Source organism: Dyella sp. (assembly GCF_035486915.1).
Lineage (GTDB): Bacteria > Pseudomonadota > Gammaproteobacteria > Xanthomonadales > Rhodanobacteraceae > Dyella_B.
Window position 1 is genome coordinate 1 of sequence record NZ_DATHMR010000002.1, and the last position, 17,591, is coordinate 17,591.

Annotated in this window: 16 protein-coding genes; 11 read left to right on the plus strand and 5 right to left on the minus strand. The window is 60.4% G+C overall.

Features of this window, described 5'->3' with window-relative positions:
* From VK725_RS00105 to VK725_RS00125, 5 genes are all read left to right on the plus strand, one after another.
* A partial coding sequence (locus VK725_RS00105) for a response regulator (protein WP_325316036.1) occupies positions 1-661 on the plus strand: 661 nt, incomplete at its 5' end.
* 16 nt (positions 662-677) lie between these two features.
* A complete protein-coding gene (locus VK725_RS00110; RefSeq protein WP_325316037.1) occupies positions 678-1,523 on the plus strand; it encodes a CheR family methyltransferase in 846 nt (281 codons plus the stop codon).
* The gene (locus VK725_RS00115) at positions 1,520-2,089 is read left to right on the plus strand and encodes a chemotaxis protein CheB (protein ID WP_325316038.1); all 570 of its coding nucleotides are present in this window, start codon (positions 1,520-1,522) and stop codon (positions 2,087-2,089) included. Before VK725_RS00110 ends, VK725_RS00115 begins: the two co-directional genes overlap by 4 nt.
* On the plus strand, positions 2,086-3,084 hold the full coding sequence (locus VK725_RS00120; RefSeq protein WP_325316039.1) for a diguanylate cyclase domain-containing protein: 999 nt from the start codon (positions 2,086-2,088) through the stop codon (positions 3,082-3,084). Before VK725_RS00115 ends, VK725_RS00120 begins: the two co-directional genes overlap by 4 nt.
* Before the next feature lie 82 nt (positions 3,085-3,166).
* Entirely contained in the window at positions 3,167-4,081 is a 915-nt protein-coding gene (locus VK725_RS00125; protein WP_325316040.1) for a type II CAAX endopeptidase family protein, read from the plus strand.
* On the opposite strand, the gene VK725_RS00130 is transcribed toward VK725_RS00125, so the two are convergent.
* Genes VK725_RS00130 through VK725_RS00140 form a run of 3 tightly spaced genes read right to left on the minus strand, consistent with a single transcriptional unit; the run spans position 4,078 to position 7,975 of the window.
* A complete protein-coding gene (locus VK725_RS00130) occupies positions 4,078-4,557 on the minus strand; it encodes a hotdog fold domain-containing protein (RefSeq protein ID WP_325316041.1) in 480 nt (159 codons plus the stop codon). The genes VK725_RS00125 and VK725_RS00130 overlap by 4 nt on opposite strands.
* A 51-nt stretch (positions 4,558-4,608) precedes the next feature.
* Complete coding sequence (locus VK725_RS00135) at positions 4,609-7,089, minus strand: acyl-CoA dehydrogenase (RefSeq protein ID WP_325316042.1); 2,481 nt, start codon at positions 7,087-7,089, stop codon at positions 4,609-4,611.
* A 1-nt stretch (position 7,090) separates the two neighbouring features.
* Complete coding sequence (locus VK725_RS00140) at positions 7,091-7,975, minus strand: alpha/beta hydrolase (RefSeq protein ID WP_325316043.1); 885 nt, start codon at positions 7,973-7,975, stop codon at positions 7,091-7,093.
* Positions 7,976-8,111: 136 nt separating this feature from the next.
* On the opposite strand from VK725_RS00140, the gene VK725_RS00145 reads away from it, so the two are divergent.
* From VK725_RS00145 to VK725_RS00165, 5 genes are all read left to right on the plus strand, one after another.
* Positions 8,112-8,690, plus strand: a complete 579-nt coding sequence (locus VK725_RS00145; protein ID WP_325316044.1) for a helix-turn-helix domain-containing protein — start codon at positions 8,112-8,114, stop codon at positions 8,688-8,690.
* 150 nt (positions 8,691-8,840) lie between these two features.
* Positions 8,841-10,610, plus strand: coding sequence for a phosphoenolpyruvate carboxykinase (GTP) (locus VK725_RS00150; protein WP_325316045.1), 1,770 nt, complete (start codon positions 8,841-8,843; stop codon positions 10,608-10,610).
* Positions 10,611-10,721: 111 nt separating this feature from the next.
* Positions 10,722-11,270, plus strand: a complete 549-nt coding sequence (locus tag VK725_RS00155; RefSeq protein ID WP_325316046.1) for an RNA polymerase sigma factor — start codon at positions 10,722-10,724, stop codon at positions 11,268-11,270.
* Positions 11,270-11,734 carry a hypothetical protein gene (locus tag VK725_RS00160; protein ID WP_325316047.1) on the plus strand — a complete coding sequence of 155 codons (465 nt, stop codon included), beginning with the start codon at positions 11,270-11,272 and terminating at the stop codon, positions 11,732-11,734. Before VK725_RS00155 ends, VK725_RS00160 begins: the two co-directional genes overlap by 1 nt.
* Before the next feature lie 22 nt (positions 11,735-11,756).
* Entirely contained in the window at positions 11,757-12,662 is a 906-nt protein-coding gene (locus tag VK725_RS00165) for a DUF4097 family beta strand repeat-containing protein (RefSeq protein ID WP_325316048.1), read from the plus strand.
* Positions 12,663-12,725: 63 nt separating this feature from the next.
* Here the strand turns inward: VK725_RS00165 and VK725_RS00170 are convergent, their stop codons facing one another.
* Positions 12,726-13,607 carry a hypothetical protein gene (locus tag VK725_RS00170; RefSeq protein ID WP_325316049.1) on the minus strand — a complete coding sequence of 294 codons (882 nt, stop codon included), beginning with the start codon at positions 13,605-13,607 and terminating at the stop codon, positions 12,726-12,728.
* 288 nt (positions 13,608-13,895) lie between these two features.
* On the opposite strand from VK725_RS00170, the gene VK725_RS00175 reads away from it, so the two are divergent.
* The gene (locus VK725_RS00175) at positions 13,896-16,784 is read left to right on the plus strand and encodes a bifunctional diguanylate cyclase/phosphodiesterase (protein WP_414648428.1); all 2,889 of its coding nucleotides are present in this window, start codon (positions 13,896-13,898) and stop codon (positions 16,782-16,784) included.
* Positions 16,785-16,801: 17 nt separating this feature from the next.
* On the opposite strand, the gene VK725_RS00180 is transcribed toward VK725_RS00175, so the two are convergent.
* Positions 16,802-17,591: Hsp33 family molecular chaperone HslO (locus tag VK725_RS00180; RefSeq protein ID WP_325316050.1), on the minus strand; the 790-nt coding region annotated here is incomplete at its 5' end.

Genomic DNA, 17,591 nt, shown 5'->3' on the forward strand with positions numbered 1-17,591 from the left:
CGGCTACGACTGTATTGTGCTCGACCTCGGCTTGCCCGGTATCTCGGGCATGGAATTGCTGGAGACGCTTTCCGACAGCGGCAGCATTCCACCCGTCGTGGTTTACTCAGGCCGCGAATTGAGCCGCGAAGAAAACCTGCGCATCCGCCAATACACCGACAGCATTGTCATCAAGGGCGTGCGTTCACCCGAACGTCTGATGGACGAGGTGAGCCTGTTCCTGCACAGCATCAAGCAGCGCGGAGCAACGCCAGGGCCGGTCGCCACACCCGCCAGCCACGATGGACTGAACGGTCATCATGTGCTGCTCGTGGATGACGACATGCGCAATCTGTTTGCACTCTCCAAAGTACTGCGTGGCTGGGGCATGCAGGTGAGCATGGCGCAGGACGGTCACAAGGCGCTGCACGTCCTGTCGGAAACACCGCAGGTGGAAATCGTCCTGATGGATATCATGATGCCCGGTATGGATGGCTACGAGGCGACGCGTGCGATTCGTTCCCAGCCAACGCTCGATAAGTTGCCGATTATCGCGCTCACTGCAAAAGCTATGCGCGGCGACCGCGAACAATGCCTGGAGGCAGGTGCCAACGATTACCTTTCCAAGCCCATCGATCTGGACAAGCTCGCGTCCATAATGCATGTCTGGTTGCGCGACTGATGTGGAGAACCGAATCGTGAGCGTGCCTGGGCTGGACAACATTGAGGTCGACCTTTTCATACAGGCACTTCAGCGTCGTCATGGCTACGACTTCAGCCAGTATGCGCCGGCATCGCTGAAACGCCGTGTGCAACAGCTTACCGACCAACTCGATTGCAAGACGATCAGCGGTCTGATCGAGCGTGTGATGCACGAACCGGAACTTCTTCCGAATATTCTGGAAGGACTCACCGTGCCGGCTTCCGACATGTTTCGCGACCCGAGCATGTTTCGCGGTCTGCGCGAACAGGTTTTCCCGCTGTTGGCCTCTTATCCGCAAATCAACATCTGGCAAGCAGGTTGCGCGCACGGACAGGAGGTGTATTCGCTCGCCATCCTGCTTGAAGAAGCGGGCCTTTACGAACGTACGCAGATATTCGCCACCGACTTGAGCGATCGTGCGATACAGCAAGCGCACGATGGCATCTATCCTGCACGCGAAGCACAACAATGGTCCCGCAACTATCAGGCATCGGGCGGGACGCGCTCGCTCGCCGACTACTACAGCGCGCGCTACAACCTGCTGAAAGTGGATCAACGCTTGCGTCGCAACGTGACATTCGCCAAACACAACCTGGTGTCCGACGGCGTGTTCTGCGAAGCACATCTGATCCTTTGCCGCAATGTCATGATTTATTTTTCCAATCCTTTGCAGGATCGCGTGCTTTCGTTATTCCGCGACAGTCTCGTCCGCGGCGGCTTTCTGTGTCTGGGCTTGCGCGAAAGCCTCGAATACGCGTGCACTGCCGGAGAGTTCACCCCGTTTGCCGAGCATTTGCGCATCTACCGGCTGGCCAGCCATCAAGAGCGCAAGAGCGCATGACCGTGCCGGCTGCCATCGCGATGGGTTGTTCGGCGGGCGGCGTCGATGCTCTCAAGGCCGTGATCGGAGGGTTGCATGCGACCTTGCGTCAGACTGTCGTAGTTTGCTGCCACAGCAGTTCCGACACGGTAGGCCTGTTGTGCGAAGTGCTCGGTCGTACTTCGCAATTGCCGGTCATTGAGGCGACCGAACGACATTATGCGCAACCGGGTGTTGTGCAATTGGCGCCCACGGGTTATCACCTTCTAGTGGAAAACGATCTGCATTTTTCGCTATCGATCGACTCGCGCGTGAACCACTCGCGACCATCGATTGACGTGCTATTCACGTCCGCCGCCGACGTTTGGCGCAACGCGCTAATCGGCGTGGTTCTCACGGGTGGCAATAACGACGGAGCGGCCGGTTTGCGACGCATTCGCCAGTTGGGCGGCGTGGCTATAGTTCAATCTCCCCAAGATGCCTTTGCGGCCACCATGCCGCAGGCCGCGCTAGATCTTGCGGGCGCGGATCATTGCGTTCCGCTCGAGGACATCGCCCCCCTGATCAATCGCTTGTGTATGGCATGACTACGCATATTCCAAAAATACTGGTTGTCGACGACACGCGTGCCAATCTCGTGGCGATGCGTCATCTTCTTGCCGATTGTGGCGCTGAACTGGTGGAAGCCAGCAGCGGCAACGAGGCGCTGTCGCGCTGCATCGACCAGCAATTCGCATTGATTCTTCTGGATGTGAACATGCCGGACATGGACGGCTTCGAAGTAGCGGGCCTGCTCGCCGATGCCGAACAGCTACGCGATACGCCCGTCATCTTCGTCACTGCCGCGTATGCGGACGATTTGAATCGGCTCAAAGGTTACCGCTCGGGCGCCGTGGACTACATTGCAAAGCCGATCAACGATGTGATCCTGCAATCGAAGGTTCGCGTTTTCCTCGAGCTGCATGCAGCACGTATGCAATTGCAGCAAACTCTGGAAGAACTTTCCTCACGCAACGAGCAGTTGCACAAGGAAATTGCCGAGCGTCAGCGCGTCGAAGCCAAAGTGCGCCATCAGGCCACGCACGATATGCTAACGGGATTGCCCAATCGCGTGCTGTTTCACGACCGGTTGCGTGAGGCCATGCAGCACAGCGCACGTGGAGAAAGCAGCTTTGCCTTGGTGCTGGTCGATATCGATGGCTTCAAGGCTGTGAACGACACCCACGGCCACCCCGCTGGCGATGCGCTGCTCCAGGCCATCTCAGCGCGTCTGAATAATCATGTTCGCAGCGAAGACACGGTGGCACGCTTGGGCGGCGACGAATTCGCGCTAATCTTTGAAGATGTGGCTGGCACAGCACCGCTACTGCAGCGTTGCCAGGATATCTGCGACATGCTCGCACAGCCCTACCCGCTCCAGAGCCAACGCGGCGCGTTCACCGCGCATATAAGCGCGAGCGTCGGTGTTGCAGTGTGGCACGAAGGTATCGACTCCGATGAGTCGTTGATTCAGGCGGCCGATCGTGCGATGTATCAGGCCAAAGAAAATGGTAAGAACGGCTGCGTGCTTTCTTCATTTTAGTCAATCAACCAAAACATGACGTCTGGCACTGCGCACATCGCGTTGTGCAGTCCTAGCGTGCTGACAAAACAGGGGAGTGTTCATGAACGAAATGGTCGCCTTTACTACACCCGCTTCGGCGCCGGCATGGAAACGATGGCTAGTCTTTTCGCCACTCGCGCGCATTGTGATCTATGCCGCCTGTTTCTTCGCGGTAGGTTATCCACTCTTTCATCTGGCGACCGCACTTCACTTGGGCGGCAAAGATGCCTCGCCTTTGGAGCGCAATCTTGTCGGCCTGGTTCTCGAGTTCGTGTCGATATTGCTGGTGTACGTTGTTGCTGTGCGCTTGATCGAACGGCGGCGCGTATCCGAACTCGCCTTGCGTCAATTACCTACCTACGGCATTGCCGGCTTAATCGCCGGATTTCTGCTGCTCAGCACAATGACCCTATTGCTCTGGCTGATGGGTAGCTATCACGTTCTGAGCGTCAATGCCGATGCGGTTTGGTTGCCCTCGCTGCTGGGCATGGGCATCGCAACCGGCATCGCGGAAGAGACCATCTTTCGTGGCGTTCTCTATCGCATTTCGGAAGAAGGCCTAGGGACGTGGGGAGCGCTGGCCATTTCCGCGCTTTTTTTTGGGGGCGCGCATCTGAACAATCCAAACGCCACGCTTTGGAGCGCAGTGGCGATCGCGATCGAGGCAGGCATTCTTCTGGCGCTCGTGTACCACCTCACTCGCTCATTGTGGATGGTCATTGGCCTGCATGCGGCATGGAATTTCAGCGAAGGCACGATATACGGCTTCGCAGTATCCGGTTTTAATGTAAAAGGGATCATCGTGCCGTCGGTCACCGGTTCGGACTGGGTGACGGGCGGAAAATTCGGCGTTGAGGGTTCCGTGGTCGCCGTGGCCGTTTCCGCATGCATATCGGCGGTATTGCTGGCGATTGCAATCCGGCGCAAGACGATCGTGCCACCGTCGTGGGTGCGCAAGCGCAACGCGCTGTCTTAAGTCGCCTGCGGTTTGCGTTGCGTCACCCAAAGCATGATGCGAGCGCGGAATACGTCGGCACCCGCAGGATCTTTCACCTGCACCGACACAGGCCATTCATAGCCGCTGGTCGATTCGATCAGCGGCGTCTCGGGCGTGGCCACGGCATACATCGTTCCCTTCGCCCTGTTGAGATATTCCACCGTCATACCTTTGGGTATCCAGCGCATGCTCGCTGGCAATGTGGCTTCCGCCATCACACCCGCACTGAGTTCGGCGAGATTGCAAAGTGCAATGGCGTGCACGGTGCCGATGTGATTGTGCACGCGACGACGATCGCGTATCCGCACTTCGCAGCGGCCCGGTTCGAGCGATACGAAGCGTGGTGCGATGGTGGAGAAATATGGCGCCCTCAAGCACACCGCACGCGAGAACATCCAGCGGCCACCCGGCCACGATGTGATGCGGCGATAGAGTGACAGCAGCGGTGCGCTCATCGTTTCCCCTTGCGGCGGCGGCGGATAGTCCGCCGCCGATATCGGCACGTATTACGCAGCGCGTTGCGTGGTGTCGCTGACCTTTTTCTCATCCGCGCGCGTCACAGCGGAACGCAGCTCTGCGGGGTCGAAATCGTCTACCGAGATGAACTCGAACACGCCTTCACGCACACGCTTGAGCAGTGCCGCTTCGGACGGATCGATCACACCCGCTTTCACGGCTTCGTCCAACTGACCGAGATAGTCGTGCGAGGTGAATTGACCGGCCTTCTGCGCCTTGCCGAACTTGCGTTCGACTGGCTCGGCCGCGATCACATCCGGCAACAGCGCATTCATACGACCAACCGTGTTGTTGGCGGTCGGCGTGAGGTAAGCCCATTCAAGCAGACGGTCACGCGCTTCGCCCGGTGCCGTGATGATGGCGGCGACGCGACGTCCCAGACGATCCGACGGCGGCACCTCGCGGCGACCGAACGGGAACACCAGCACATGCAGCAGCCACGCAATGGGACGCACCGGGAAGTTACGAATCGCGCCATCGAGCGCCATCTGCGTACGCCACATGCACTCGTGGAACGCCCATGCGAGCAACGGGCGATCCGCTTCGGGACGACCTGTATCTTCATATCGCTTGAGCATCGCGCTGGCGATATACAGGTAACTCAACACATCGCCCAGACGCGCAGATAGCTTTTCCTTGAACTTGAGCTTGCCGCCCAGTACGCCCATGAACGTGTCCGCGCACAGCGCGAGCGCCGCGGAGTAACGATTGAGTTTGCGATAGTAGCGACGCGTATACGCATCGCCCGCGGATTCACCGATATGCGCCGCGGTGACACCCAGCACGAAGCTGCGCACCGCGTTGGAAATTCCGAAACCGATGTGACCGAACAGCGCGTCGTCGAAACTCTTCAAACGCTCGCTATAGTCGGGAATCGACAACGCCTTCATTTCCTTCAGCACGTAAGGATGGCAGCGAATGGCACCCTGACCGAAGATCATCAGGCTGCGCGTCATAATGTTCGCGCCTTCCACCGTAATAGCGATGGGCACGCCCTGCCACGCACGACCTGCGTAGTTCTTGGGACCCAGCTGCACGGCTTTGCCGCCGTGCACGTCCATCGAATCGCCTGCGATGGTGCGACCCCATTCGGTCGCGTGATATTTGGCGATGGCCGATGGCACGGCGGGTTTCTCGCCGCGGTCCACGGCTGCTGCGGTGGCGCGCGAGAGTGCAGCGGTTGCGTACGTCAGGCCACCGATACGCGCGAGCGCTTCTTCCACGCCCTCGAAACGCGCCACGGCGAGACCGAACTGCTTGCGCATGCGCGCATAAGCGCCCGTCGCAGCGACAGCCATGCGCACGCCACCCGTCGCGTTAGACGGCAGCGAGATAGCGCGGCCCACCGAAAGGCATTCCACCAACATGCGCCAACCATGGCCGGCCATGTGCGGACCGCCGATGAGCGTGGACAACGGCGCAAAGATGTCCTTGCCGTGCACCGGACCGTTCTGGAACGGCACATTGAGCGGGAAGTGACGGCGACCGATTTCCAGGCCTGGCGTGCTACGCGGCAGCAGCGCCAGCGTGATACCCAAGTCTTCCTTGTCGCCGAGCAGATGCTCGGGATCGTACAAACGGAACGCCAAGCCAACCACGGTCGCAATCGGTGCGAGCGTGATGTAGCGCTTGTCGAAGGTGAGCTTCATACCGACAGTTTCGACGCCATCCACAACCTGCTTGCAGACGATGCCGAAGTCCGGAATTGACGTCGCATCCGAACCCGCATACGGACCGGTCAATGCGAAGCACGGAATCTCTTCCCCAACGGCCAGACGTGGCAGATAGAAATTCTTTTGCTCGTCGCTGCCGTAATGCAGCAGCAACTCTGCGGGGCCGAGCGAATTGGGCACGGCCACTGTCGAGGCAACCGTTGCGGACATCGTCGCAAGTTTCTGCAGTACCGCCGAATGTGCCAGCGCGGAGAAACCCAGGCCACCGTACTGCTTCGGGATGATCATGCCGAAGAACCTGTTCTTCTTGATGAACTCCCACACGTCCGGCGGCAGATCCGCCAGTTCGTGAGTGATCTGCCAATCGTCGATCATGCCGCACAGCTCTTCGACGGGACCGTCGAGGAATGCTTTCTCTTCGACGCTCAATTCGGGCTTGGGCTGCTTCAACAGTTCGTGCCACTGCGGCTTGCCGGAAAACAGTTCGCCCTCGAAACCGACGGTGCCTGCTTCCAGTGCAGTCTGCTCGGTATCGGACAACTTCGGCGTGACCTTGGCGAATATTTTCAGCAACGGCGCGCTAATGTTCTTGCGACGAAAGTGAATCATCAGCAGGGGCACGGCGATCAGCAGCTCGATTGCGAGCAGCACGACCGTCGTGAGCGGCGCACCAGTCAGCAAGCCAACGGCGAGCGTCACCACGATCGTCGTCACCGCCCACGTACGCAAGCTGCTGCGATGGTAGGCGCAGGCACCACTGGCGATGATTGCCGCCAACAGAGTTAGTAGTACGGACATCTCAACACCTCGTTGCAGGTTGCTTGATCGCATCGACATCGGCGTCGACGCGTTCCAGGCTTGCCATGAAGCCTGCGATCTGGGCCGTAAATGCATCGTTCGCATCGCCGGCCAACATATGGGTTGCGCCGGGTACCTCGGCATGCCGCGCATGCGGTACCAGGGCAAGAAATTCATCGACCGTGCGATGGGAGACCACATCGCTGCGTTCGCCGGACAGCAGCAGCACCGGCACATCGACCTTCGCGGCAGCGTCGAGCAAACGCGGTTGATAGCGTTCGCTTTCCATGATCAGGCTGCCGGAAAGCAATGCGGGATCCCAATGCCAGCGCAGACGTCCGTCTGCGCCTTCGCGAAGCAGCGGGCGCAACTGCTGCTCGCTTTTGCGTTCGCGCCGTTGCGGCAGATACGCAGCAATCTGTTCGGCAGCTTCGTCATAGCTCGCAAAACCATCAGGATGGGCTTGCATGAACGCCAGAATGCGTTCGACGCCGGAAGTTTCCCAGCGCGGGGTAATGTCGACCAGCACCATGGCGCGGAACGGCGAGGGCCGCGTCTCGCCCGCAACGGCCAGACCGAGCAAGCCACCCATCGACGCGCCAATCAGGATCGGCGGCTGCGGTTGCGCGCGCGCGATATCGAGCAAATCGTTGACGAACTGTTCCATGTGGTAGTCGCCGCCCGGCACGTGATCGCTTTCGCCGTGACCGCGGCTATCGAAGGTCACGCAGCGGCAACCGCGCACTGCCATCGTCGCGGCAGCGGCCTTCCAGGCACCGCGCGTCTGACCGAAGCCGTGCGCAAACAGTAGTGTCGGCGCACCGGTGGCGTTGCGTAAATCTGCCGCCAACGACAGCCCGTCGCTGGTCGTGAATGAAATGCGCATAGCGGGTGCTTGTTCCATACGCATGAGTATGGAGCGCTCATGGAGCGTCGTCAACCGGCTTCCGCGAAAGGACTATCGGAACCGCGAAACCGGCCGCCCAACACCGTTTTCCCGCGCTCTGGGCTACCATACGGAAATGAATGTACGTCAGAAGCCTGAACGCACGCGCCTCTCCGCCGAAGATTGGGAAGACGCCGCCCTTAGCTTGATCTCCGAACAAGGCGTGGGAGCCTTGGCTGTCGAGGCACTCGCCCGTCAGCTTGGCGTAACCAAGGGCAGCTTTTACTGGCATTTTCGCACCCGCGAAGCCCTGCTTCAGGCCGCCCTGGAACGCTGGGAACAATACGGCGAGCGCGAAATCATCAGCCAGATCGAGGCCATTCCCGATCCGCGCGAACGCTTGCCGGAGCTGTTCCGCCGCGTCGCGCACGAGCTGCAGCCGCACCGCGTCTACGCCGCACTGCTAAAAGCCCTGGATCATCCGCTGGTGGTCCCGGTGATGGCACGCGTTTCCAAGCGCCGTACCGAGTTTTTGCATACGGCCTATAAGCAAGCGGGAATGGACACCGCCAACGCGCTCAACCGCGCGCGCCTGACCTATGCCGCCTACGTCGGCTTCCTGCAGCTCAATTTCACGCTCGGCCTGCCAAGGTTGAGCCACGAAGAGTTCGACACTTACGTCGAACACATGATCGCCACGCTGATTCCTGCCTGAGCTGCTAGTTGCAGTGTTGATTCCAAGTGCCTGACGCGTCAGGCGCGGCACCTCGCCGCACGCCTGTTTGCTGCGGGCAACCTTGCAATGCCACTTCCCGTAACTTAGCGTTCTACATCCTTTTTGTGGGTAGACCAAGGTGAGGGAAACATGACGAGCAAGCTTGATTCGCTCGAGCGATGGGTTCAAGACGTGGCGGCAAAGACCCGCCCCGCATCCATCCACTGGTGTGACGGTTCCGATGCCGAATATCGGGCGCTGACGCAGCTGATGCTGCAGAGCGGAGATTTGATCGAACTCAACCAGCAGACCCATCCGGGCTGCTATCTGCACCGCTCCAGTCCGTCGGACGTGGCGCGTGTCGAACATCTCACCTTCGTCTGCACGAAGGACGAGGCCGACGCCGGTCCGAACAATCATTGGATGGCGCCGGCCGATGCGCACACGAAGATGGATGCGTTGTTCGACGGCTGCATGGAAGGCCGGACCATGTACGTGATTCCATACTGCATGGGGCCGATCGATTCCCCGCTGTCGCGTTGCGGCGTCGAAATCACCGACAGCCCGTACGTGGTCGCGAACATGCGCACGATGACGCGCATGGGCGCAGCTGCGCTTGCACGTATCGAGCATGAAGGCACCTTCGTGAAGGGCCTGCACTCGACCGGCGAGCTCGATCCGGAGCGTCGCTTCATCATGCATTTCCCCGAAGAACTGTCGATTCAGTCGTACGGTTCCGGCTATGGCGGCAATGCGCTGCTCGGCAAGAAGTGCCATGCGCTCCGCATCGCCAGCTATCAGGCGCGCACCGAAGGCTGGCTCGCCGAGCACATGCTGATCGTGGGCATCGAAAATCCGCAGGGCCACACTCATTACGTCGCTGCAGCGTTCCCGTCGGCATGCGGCAAAACCAACCTGGCGATGCTGATTCCGCCAGAGGGTTATCGCAAAGACGGTTGGCGTGTGTGGACGGTCGGCGACGATATCTGCTGGATGCGCCCCGGTGCAGATGGACGTCTATACGCCATCAATCCGGAAGCCGGTTTCTTCGGCGTGGCTCCTGGCACCAGCACACTGAGCAACCCCAATGCGCTGACGACGATTGCGCGCGACACAATCTTTACCAACGTTGCCGTGACCGCCGACAACCAACCGTGGTGGGAGGGCGTGCCCGGTACGCCGGTGACGGATTGGCAAGGCCGCCCGTTCGATCCGGCCAACGGCCCGGCCGCACATCCGAATTCGCGTTTCACGGTCAGCGCTAAACAATGCCCGACGTGGTCATCCAAAGCGGAAGATGCGCAAGGCGTGCCGATCAGTGCGATCGTCTTCGGCGGTCGCCGTCCGTCGCTGATTCCACTGGTGATGGAAGCGCGCGACTGGACGCACGGCGTGCTGATGGGCGCAGCGATGGGTTCGGAAACCACGGCAGCGGCCACGGGTGCGGTAGGCGTTCTTCGCCGCGACTCGATGGCAATGAAGCCGTTCTGCGGCTATCACTACGGCGACTACTTCACGCACTGGCTGTCGTTCGACAAGCCTGGCGCCAAGCTGCCGAAGATATTCCACGTGAACTGGTTCCGCAAAGGCAAGGACGGCAAGTTCATGTGGCCGGGCTTTGGCGAAAACCTGCGCGTACTGGAGTGGATGATCAATCGCGTCGAGGGCAAGGCCCGCGGCACGGAAACCCCGATCGGCATCCTGCCCACCCAGAACGAGCTGAAGATGGACGGCCTGGAACTGCCGCGCGACACGGTGGCCGAACTGCTGCACGTCGACATTCCCGGCTGGCAGACCGAGCTGCAGGCCATCGGCGACTACCTCGACAGCTTCAACCCGCGCCTCCCTGCCCGCCTGCGGCAGGAACAGCAACGCGTCGCTCAGGCCCTGGAAACGCCGCGCAAGGCGGCCAACGCCTGATTCACGCCTTCTACACCGCCGAGCCGACTGGCCGGCGGTGTAAACCTAATGGCTTGCAACCGCATCAAAGCTAGCAAGATGATTGCTGCTTGCATTGCCAACGGAAGTGCCATGCCACCTGCACTGGTTGCGGGACACCACAACGATAGGGATGACGTACGCGCGGCCGCAGCGGGCGACCGTCAGGCATTCCAGCGCCTGTATCGCCAGCACGCGAGCCGGATTCATGGCGCGATGTTGCGGTTGTCCGGCTACGATCATGCGCGGGCGGAGGACCTGACTCAGGACGCCTTCGTGCGCGCTTGGCAGAAGCTCGACAGCTTTCGCGAACAGAGCGCTTTCGGTACGTGGCTTTATCGGTTGGCGGTGAATGTGGCACTGATGGACATACGGGCGCGGGGCGCCGACCCTGTCGGTTACATCGACGAGGAAAGCATTCCCGAGCATGGCGAAACCCCGTTCTGCGCGGCCGAACGCGACGAGCTGGAACGTGCGATCGGCAAACTACCGCCGCGGGCACGCGCCGTACTGGTACTGCATGACGTGGAAGGCTGGCACCACGATGAAATTGCCAGTGAACTAGGTATGGCAGTGGGCTCATCCAAGGCGCAACTGCATCGTGCACGCGGGTTGTTGCGCAAATCGCTTGGAGATGTGTGATGAACGAATTCGAATGGCTGCGCCAAATGCGCGATTTGAACCAGCCGGTCGCACCGCGGGACGATCTGTGGGCGCGTATCGACGCGGCGATCGACAACGCGACCCCGGCTGCTGCGGAAACGCCAACGCCGATCAGGCGTGCGCGTCATCGACAGGTGTGGGCACTTGCGGCGAGTGTCGCAGCGGTCATGGTGCTCGCCGGCGGCATCGTCTGGCACATGCACACCGTTGCGCCGGTCGCACCGCCTATCGCGATTGCCAGCAAGCCGAACCCTGAAAACGCACCGTGGAAACCGAGCGATCCACGTTTCGCAGGCGCCGCCGTGGAATTCGGTGCGGCACGCATGGAACTGCAACAGGCGATGCAGCAAGCTCCTGACTCACCCGCCTTGCAGCGCCTGCTGCAACGTACCGAACAACAGCAAACACAGCTGCGCGAGCAGTTGGAGAAACAAGCCGGCTAAGGCTCTTCAGGACACAATAACTATGAAAAACGCCCGCTACCTGCCGTTGCTTATCTGCCTGTCCTGGGGAGGGCAGGCAATGGCCGATACCCCGCTCGACGTGAGCCATCCTGCTTCACCTACAGCGCATATCGACGTCGTCAACATCAAGGGTGAAGTCACGATCACCGCATGGGATCGCAACGAAGTCCACGTGGGTGGCGAGCTGGGCGACGGCGCCGCACCGCTGAACATCCAAGGCAGCGAAAACAATCTGACGATCGGTGTGCAGGCGCAAGGAGAAAACGGATGGCTGAACTGGGGCAGCGACAAATCGATGTCGTCGTCGCGCCTGGACATCAGCGTGCCACGCGGCGCATCGTTGAAAGTGAAGATCGTCAGCGCGCCGCTCAGCATCGACGGCATCAACGGCGGCGATATCGAAGTTAATTCAGTAAGCGGCCGCGTGCGCATCAATGCGCAGACGCCGATGCTCAATGTCATCTCGGTGAGCGGCAACATCGCGTTCTCAGGTAAGGCAGCGCAGGCAAAGCTACAAACCGTGAGCGGCGACATCCTTGCGCCATCGCTCGGTAACTCAGTCGATCTGCAAACCATTTCCGGACGCATCCAGGCCGGTGGCGGCCCCTGGCAGCATCTCAATCTCAGCACCGTCTCGGGCGATGTGCAGCTTGCGGGTTCGCTCGCTTCGGGTGGCAATATCACCATCGACAGCATGAGCGGCGATGTGCAATTGCTGGTTCCGTCATCCCTGTCCAGCAACGTTCACGCCACGACGTTCAGCGGAGATCTGCGCAGCGACTTCGGGACACCCAAGCAGCCCGAGCACGGCCCGGGCAGTTCGCTCGATGCCGTTGCAGGCACTGGCAACGGCAAGATCAATGTGGAAACGTTCAGCGGCGACCTGCGCATCCGCAAGCAGGACTGATCACGACGCACAAACAAAAAGCCCCTGCATGGCAGGGGCTTTTTGTTTGTGCGTGATGTCTGATCAGAGATCCTGGTGATACTGCACGTACGGCGTGCGCGACTGATCCGGTTGCGGCGGACCTGCCGGCGTATTCGTCGCATTGCCGGAAGACCAGATGTTCTGCGCACCGAAACTCAACGAACCCTGCCACGGCAAACGCCAGGTGACGCCGAGGTCGATGCTGTTCCAGCGGCGATCCGGATAGAAACCGCTATTGGGCATGCCCGGATTGTTCATTTCCGGCTGCATGCTGCGACCAATGATGCTGCCGCTGACCGGGCCATGATCGATGCCGAAACTCAACGCCTTTTGATCCAACGTGCTCAGACCCAGCAAATTGCCCGGCAGTAGATGGATACGACCCATACTCGCGCCCAGCATCACACCGCTGTTGCCGCCCAGCGAGAGTCGACCCTTCGCATTGAGCTGCGTACTGTTGTCGAAATCGGTCAAACCATTCACGCCAGTGACGGCACCAGGAAGCACGCGCGGCAGCGGCGTTGGATTGGTCACCTGATCCTGCGCAACGCTCAAACCGAGGCTGTAGCGGCCGGTGTTGTAGGTCGCGCCAACTTCCGTACCGACGATGCGTGGTTGCGTCGCCCACGACTTCTGATTGATCGTCGCTTGCGTGGTGACATTCGGTGTCACGCCATATTGCAGTGTGCTGGAGCTGACGGTGCCCCCATCCAACGGATTGAGCGAGAGCAACGAATCGCCCTGTGCACCAGCTGTCGCCGAATTCTGCGATTGAATCAGCAGCGAACCCGGCGCCGGCTGACCCGTTTTCAGCGTCGTCTGCTGCTGTATCCACGGATTGGTGGACTGATCGGCGCTCACAGTCTGGCCTGCCGCGATCAGCGGCACGCATAGCAGTGGCAATGTCAGCAGCAATCGGCGCATGAACATTCGAAGGCGACGTAGCAAGAACCCGTCCAGGCCTCGCAGAGGCATGGACACCCGGAGTTCAGTATATCTGATTTTACTTTTTACTAACACCCGGCGGCGCATAAAAATTTTGTGGGCCACTCCGCCAAAAAAGCCTTTTGAACAAGGACTTGCTGGCACGACGGATGCTTGGCACAGTAGCTTTCCGGGGCGACCGTGAAGAAGCTGTGAGCGCAAACGACATGACGGCATCATCACGATATATAGTCAGCCGAAACACTGGACAGGGGTCCAACTAATTCCATGAGTTCAGTGCCTGGCCGCAATTTCCCGTCGCCAGCCTCCGGAGTCATTCCGGCGGAGCTGCGTGAGACCATGGAAAAGCTGTTTCGTGCGGTCGACGCGGGCAGCGTGCTGGAAACGTGCGAAGCCGCTCTCGTTCATCTTGGCCTGGCCGGCACGCTTCACTGGGTTCCCTCCGAAGCGGAAGACCCCTCCCCGCCCCCCGGCAGAATGAGTCTGGCCAAGGATCCGCAAAGTTTGCAGACCCTCGTTCTGGACGGCGATCCAGCCCAGCTCAACGATGTGGCCACGGCCGAGCTGGCGTGGCTCGGGCGGTTGGCCAGCACTCGCCTGCGTCAGCTCAGTGAAACCGGCCGTCTCTATGAAGCCATTTCGCGGCTGGCCATGGCCGAACGCCTGCAGCGCGCTCTCTACGCAATTGCCGATCTGGCCGGCACCGCGCACAACATGAGCGAGATGATGCAGTCGCTGCATTCCATCGTCGGCATGCTGATGTACGCGGAGAACTTCTACATCTTCCTGTACGACCCAGGCACGGACAGTGTGCGTTTTCCTTATTACGTCGACACCGCCGACCTGAAACCCCCGTCACCCGACGAAACGTATCCGCTGCAAGACATGCGGCACAGTCTGTCCTGGAATCTGCTACAGACGGGTCAGCCCATCATGGGTTCGGTGGAAGAGTTGGCGCGGCAGCTGGAAGGTCGCTTCCAACTCGTAGGGCCTGCCTGCGAGCACTGGCTCGGCGTACCGCTACTGCGTGGCAGCCAAGTGGTCGGCGGTATCGCCGTGCAGAGCTATCGCGCGGATACGCATTACACGCGGCACGATCGCGATCTGCTCAACTACGTTGCGCAGCACATGCAAACCGCGTTGGAACGTCGCGAGGCGCACGCCGAGCTGGAGCGGCGCGTCGCCGATCGCACCGCTGCCCTGCGCGCGACTAACCGCGTGCTTCGCCAACAGGTTTTGCAACGTCAACGTGGCGAACGCCTGCAGTCCGCGCTGTTCCGCATCGCCGAATTGGCGAGCGCGCCGGAAAGCCAGCAAAACTTCTATGCCGCCGTTCACCGTGTGGTCGGCGGCTTGCTCTACGCGCGCAATTTCTACATTGCGCTGCTCGATGACAGTTCGCAGACGATCAGTTTCCCGTATTCGATCGACGAAAAGGAAACGACACGGCAACCGCGCCCCATCGGTAATGGCGCGACGGAATACGTACTCAAACACGGCAAACCGTTGCTTGCAGACCGTCAGACGTTCGATCGGCTCGCTGAGATCGGCGAATGCGTGCAGTCAGGCACGCCATCGGTCTGTTGGCTCGGCGTGCCGCTGGTGTGGGACGACCGCGTGATGGGTGTGCTCGCCGTGCAGAGCTATTCGCCCAAGCACATTTACGACACACGCGATCAGGAACTGCTCACCTTCGTCAGCTACCACATCGCCAACGCGTTGCAACGCAAGCAAACGGCCGAATCGCTGAAGCAGGCCTATGTGAACCTGGAGCGCCGCGTTACCGAACGTACGCGTGCCCTCGCGCTTGCCAACCGCGATTTGCGCGAACAGATCGCCGAACGCGAACGCGTCGAACGCCGGTTGATGTATGAAACCTTGCACGATTCGCTGACTGGCCTGCCGAACCGCACACTGTTGTTGCAGCGATTGGGTCAGGCATTGCAGGCCTATCATGCCGATCCCACCAAGCTGTTCGCGGTGCTGTTTATCGACCTGGATCGCTTCAAGGTCATCAACGACTCCGTCGGCCATCTGATCGGTGACGATTTGCTATTCCAGGCCGGTAGCCGCATTCGCGCCTGTCTGAAAACACGCGACCTGGTGGCACGTCTTGGTGGCGATGAATTCGCGGTATTACTGGAAGGTATCAGCGATGCCGGCAAGGCGGCGGTGGTGGCCGAACGCATCATCGCGGAACTGCACGTGCCGTTCCGTCTCGGCATCAAGGAAATCTTTACGTCGGCATCCATCGGCATCGCGTTGCCTGCACAGCATTACCAGCAACCGGAGGAATTGCTGCGCGATGCGGATGCGGCGATGTATCGCGCGAAGGACGAAGGCCGCCATCGCGCTGCGATGTTTGACGATCGTCTCCGCCGCGAAGTGCTTTCGCTGCTGGAGATGGAAGGCGACTTGCGCCGCGCGCTGACGCGCAACGAGTTCGTGCCGTTCTACCAGCCGATCGTCGCGCTCGATGACGGCCGCACGGTCGGCTATGAGGCGCTGCTGCGCTGGCGCCATCCCGATCGCGGCCTGCTGTGTCCCGGCGATTTCCTCGCTGTGGCCGAAGAAAACGGCAGCGCGGAAACCATCGACTGGCAGATCTTCGAACAGGTCGCTTCACAGGCAAGCATGCTGGCTGGCGCGGATGGTTTCGTCAGCCTCAACGTTTCCGGACGCCATTTCCGCCTGCCCGATCTGGACGATCGTTTGTTGAACCTGTTGCGCGCGCATCGCGTCAACCCGCGTTCGCTGCGTATTGAAGTGACCGAACGCACGCTGCTGGAAAATCCCTCGCAGGTGAAACGCATGCTCGACAACCTGCGTCACCACGGCGTTGGTATCGCGCTGGACGACTTCGGCACAGGTTACTCATCGCTGAGCTATCTGCATCAGTATCCGATCGAAACGCTGAAGATCGATCGTACCTTCATCACCGAACTTGCCAGTGCCGGCAGCCACAGCGTACCGGTGGTGCGCGCGATTCAGGTGTTGGCCGACTCGCTGCAAATGCAGGTGATTGCCGAAGGCATTGAGGAAGAAGCGCAACGCCAGGCGCTGCGGCATATCGGCTGCCGTTTTGGCCAGGGCTTCCTGTTCGCCAGGCCGCAAGCGGCCGATTTCTGGCTGGGAACGATCAGCACGGTGAGCTGATCGTCCGCTTCATTGCTTTACTGCACCGTCGATGAGGTTGCAGCACCGCCACTCAGCAGATGCTCCGCGTCCACACGATCGAACGTATAGGTACGCGCGCAGAATTCGCACGTCACTTCGATCAGGCCGTGCTGTGTTTCCAGTGTGGCTTCGATCTCTTCGCGGCCCAGCGAGCGCAGCATCGTTTCGACGCGCTCGCGCGAACAGCTGCAGCCAAACGCGAGCGGACGCGGCTGGAACAAGCGCACGGTTTCCTCGTGATAGAGGCGATAGAGCAACTGCTCCGGTGGCGTCGTCAGAAGCTCGGTCTTACCCAAGGTCGCGGTGAGATGCTCGATGCGCGGCCATGCGTCTTCGTCCTGCACCGCATCGCGCCCGCCCTCACCCGGCAGTTTCTGCAACATCAGGCCCACCGCATGTTGTTCGTTTGCGGCGAGGATGATGCGCGCGGGCAACTGTTCGGACTGCTGGAAATAATTCTCCAGCGCACCCGCAAGTTCCGAATGACGCAAATCGACAAGACCCTGATAACGCTTGCCGCGCTCCGCGTGCCCGATCGTGATGGCCATAATCGCGTCAGGCAGGCTGCTTAGCGGCAACTCGTCAGGCACGGCACCATCCCAGCGGGCCAAACCACGCAAACGACCGGTGTCGGAGCACTCTGCGAACAGCAGGCGCAGTGCACCGGCGCTCTTCAATTCAATCGATAACGCGCCATCGAGCTTGATATTGCCGGTCAGCAGCGCACTGGCCGCCAGTGACTGACCCAGCAGATCGCGCAATGCGGCCGGATAGTCGGCACGGCCG

What these genes read in the sequence shown, in the direction of transcription:
- VK725_RS00115 (WP_325316038.1), top strand. Translation starts at nt 1,520, where the DNA reads ATGACCGTGCCGGCTGCCATCGCGATGGGTTGTTCGGCGGGCGGCGTC.
- VK725_RS00120 (WP_325316039.1), top strand. Translation starts at nt 2,086, where the DNA reads ATGACTACGCATATTCCAAAAATACTGGTTGTCGACGACACGCGTGCC.
- VK725_RS00125 (WP_325316040.1), top strand. Translation starts at nt 3,167, where the DNA reads ATGAACGAAATGGTCGCCTTTACTACACCCGCTTCGGCGCCGGCATGG.
- VK725_RS00130 (WP_325316041.1), bottom strand. Translation starts at nt 4,557, where the DNA reads ATGAGCGCACCGCTGCTGTCACTCTATCGCCGCATCACATCGTGGCCG.
- VK725_RS00135 (WP_325316042.1), bottom strand. Translation starts at nt 7,089, where the DNA reads ATGTCCGTACTACTAACTCTGTTGGCGGCAATCATCGCCAGTGGTGCC.
- VK725_RS00140 (WP_325316043.1), bottom strand. Translation starts at nt 7,975, where the DNA reads ATGCGCATTTCATTCACGACCAGCGACGGGCTGTCGTTGGCGGCAGAT.
- VK725_RS00145 (WP_325316044.1), top strand. Translation starts at nt 8,112, where the DNA reads ATGAATGTACGTCAGAAGCCTGAACGCACGCGCCTCTCCGCCGAAGAT.
- VK725_RS00150 (WP_325316045.1), top strand. Translation starts at nt 8,841, where the DNA reads ATGACGAGCAAGCTTGATTCGCTCGAGCGATGGGTTCAAGACGTGGCG.
- VK725_RS00155 (WP_325316046.1), top strand. Translation starts at nt 10,722, where the DNA reads ATGCCACCTGCACTGGTTGCGGGACACCACAACGATAGGGATGACGTA.
- VK725_RS00160 (WP_325316047.1), top strand. Translation starts at nt 11,270, where the DNA reads ATGAACGAATTCGAATGGCTGCGCCAAATGCGCGATTTGAACCAGCCG.
- VK725_RS00165 (WP_325316048.1), top strand. Translation starts at nt 11,757, where the DNA reads ATGAAAAACGCCCGCTACCTGCCGTTGCTTATCTGCCTGTCCTGGGGA.
- VK725_RS00170 (WP_325316049.1), bottom strand. Translation starts at nt 13,607, where the DNA reads ATGCGCCGATTGCTGCTGACATTGCCACTGCTATGCGTGCCGCTGATC.
- VK725_RS00175 (WP_414648428.1), top strand. Translation starts at nt 13,896, where the DNA reads ATGAGTTCAGTGCCTGGCCGCAATTTCCCGTCGCCAGCCTCCGGAGTC.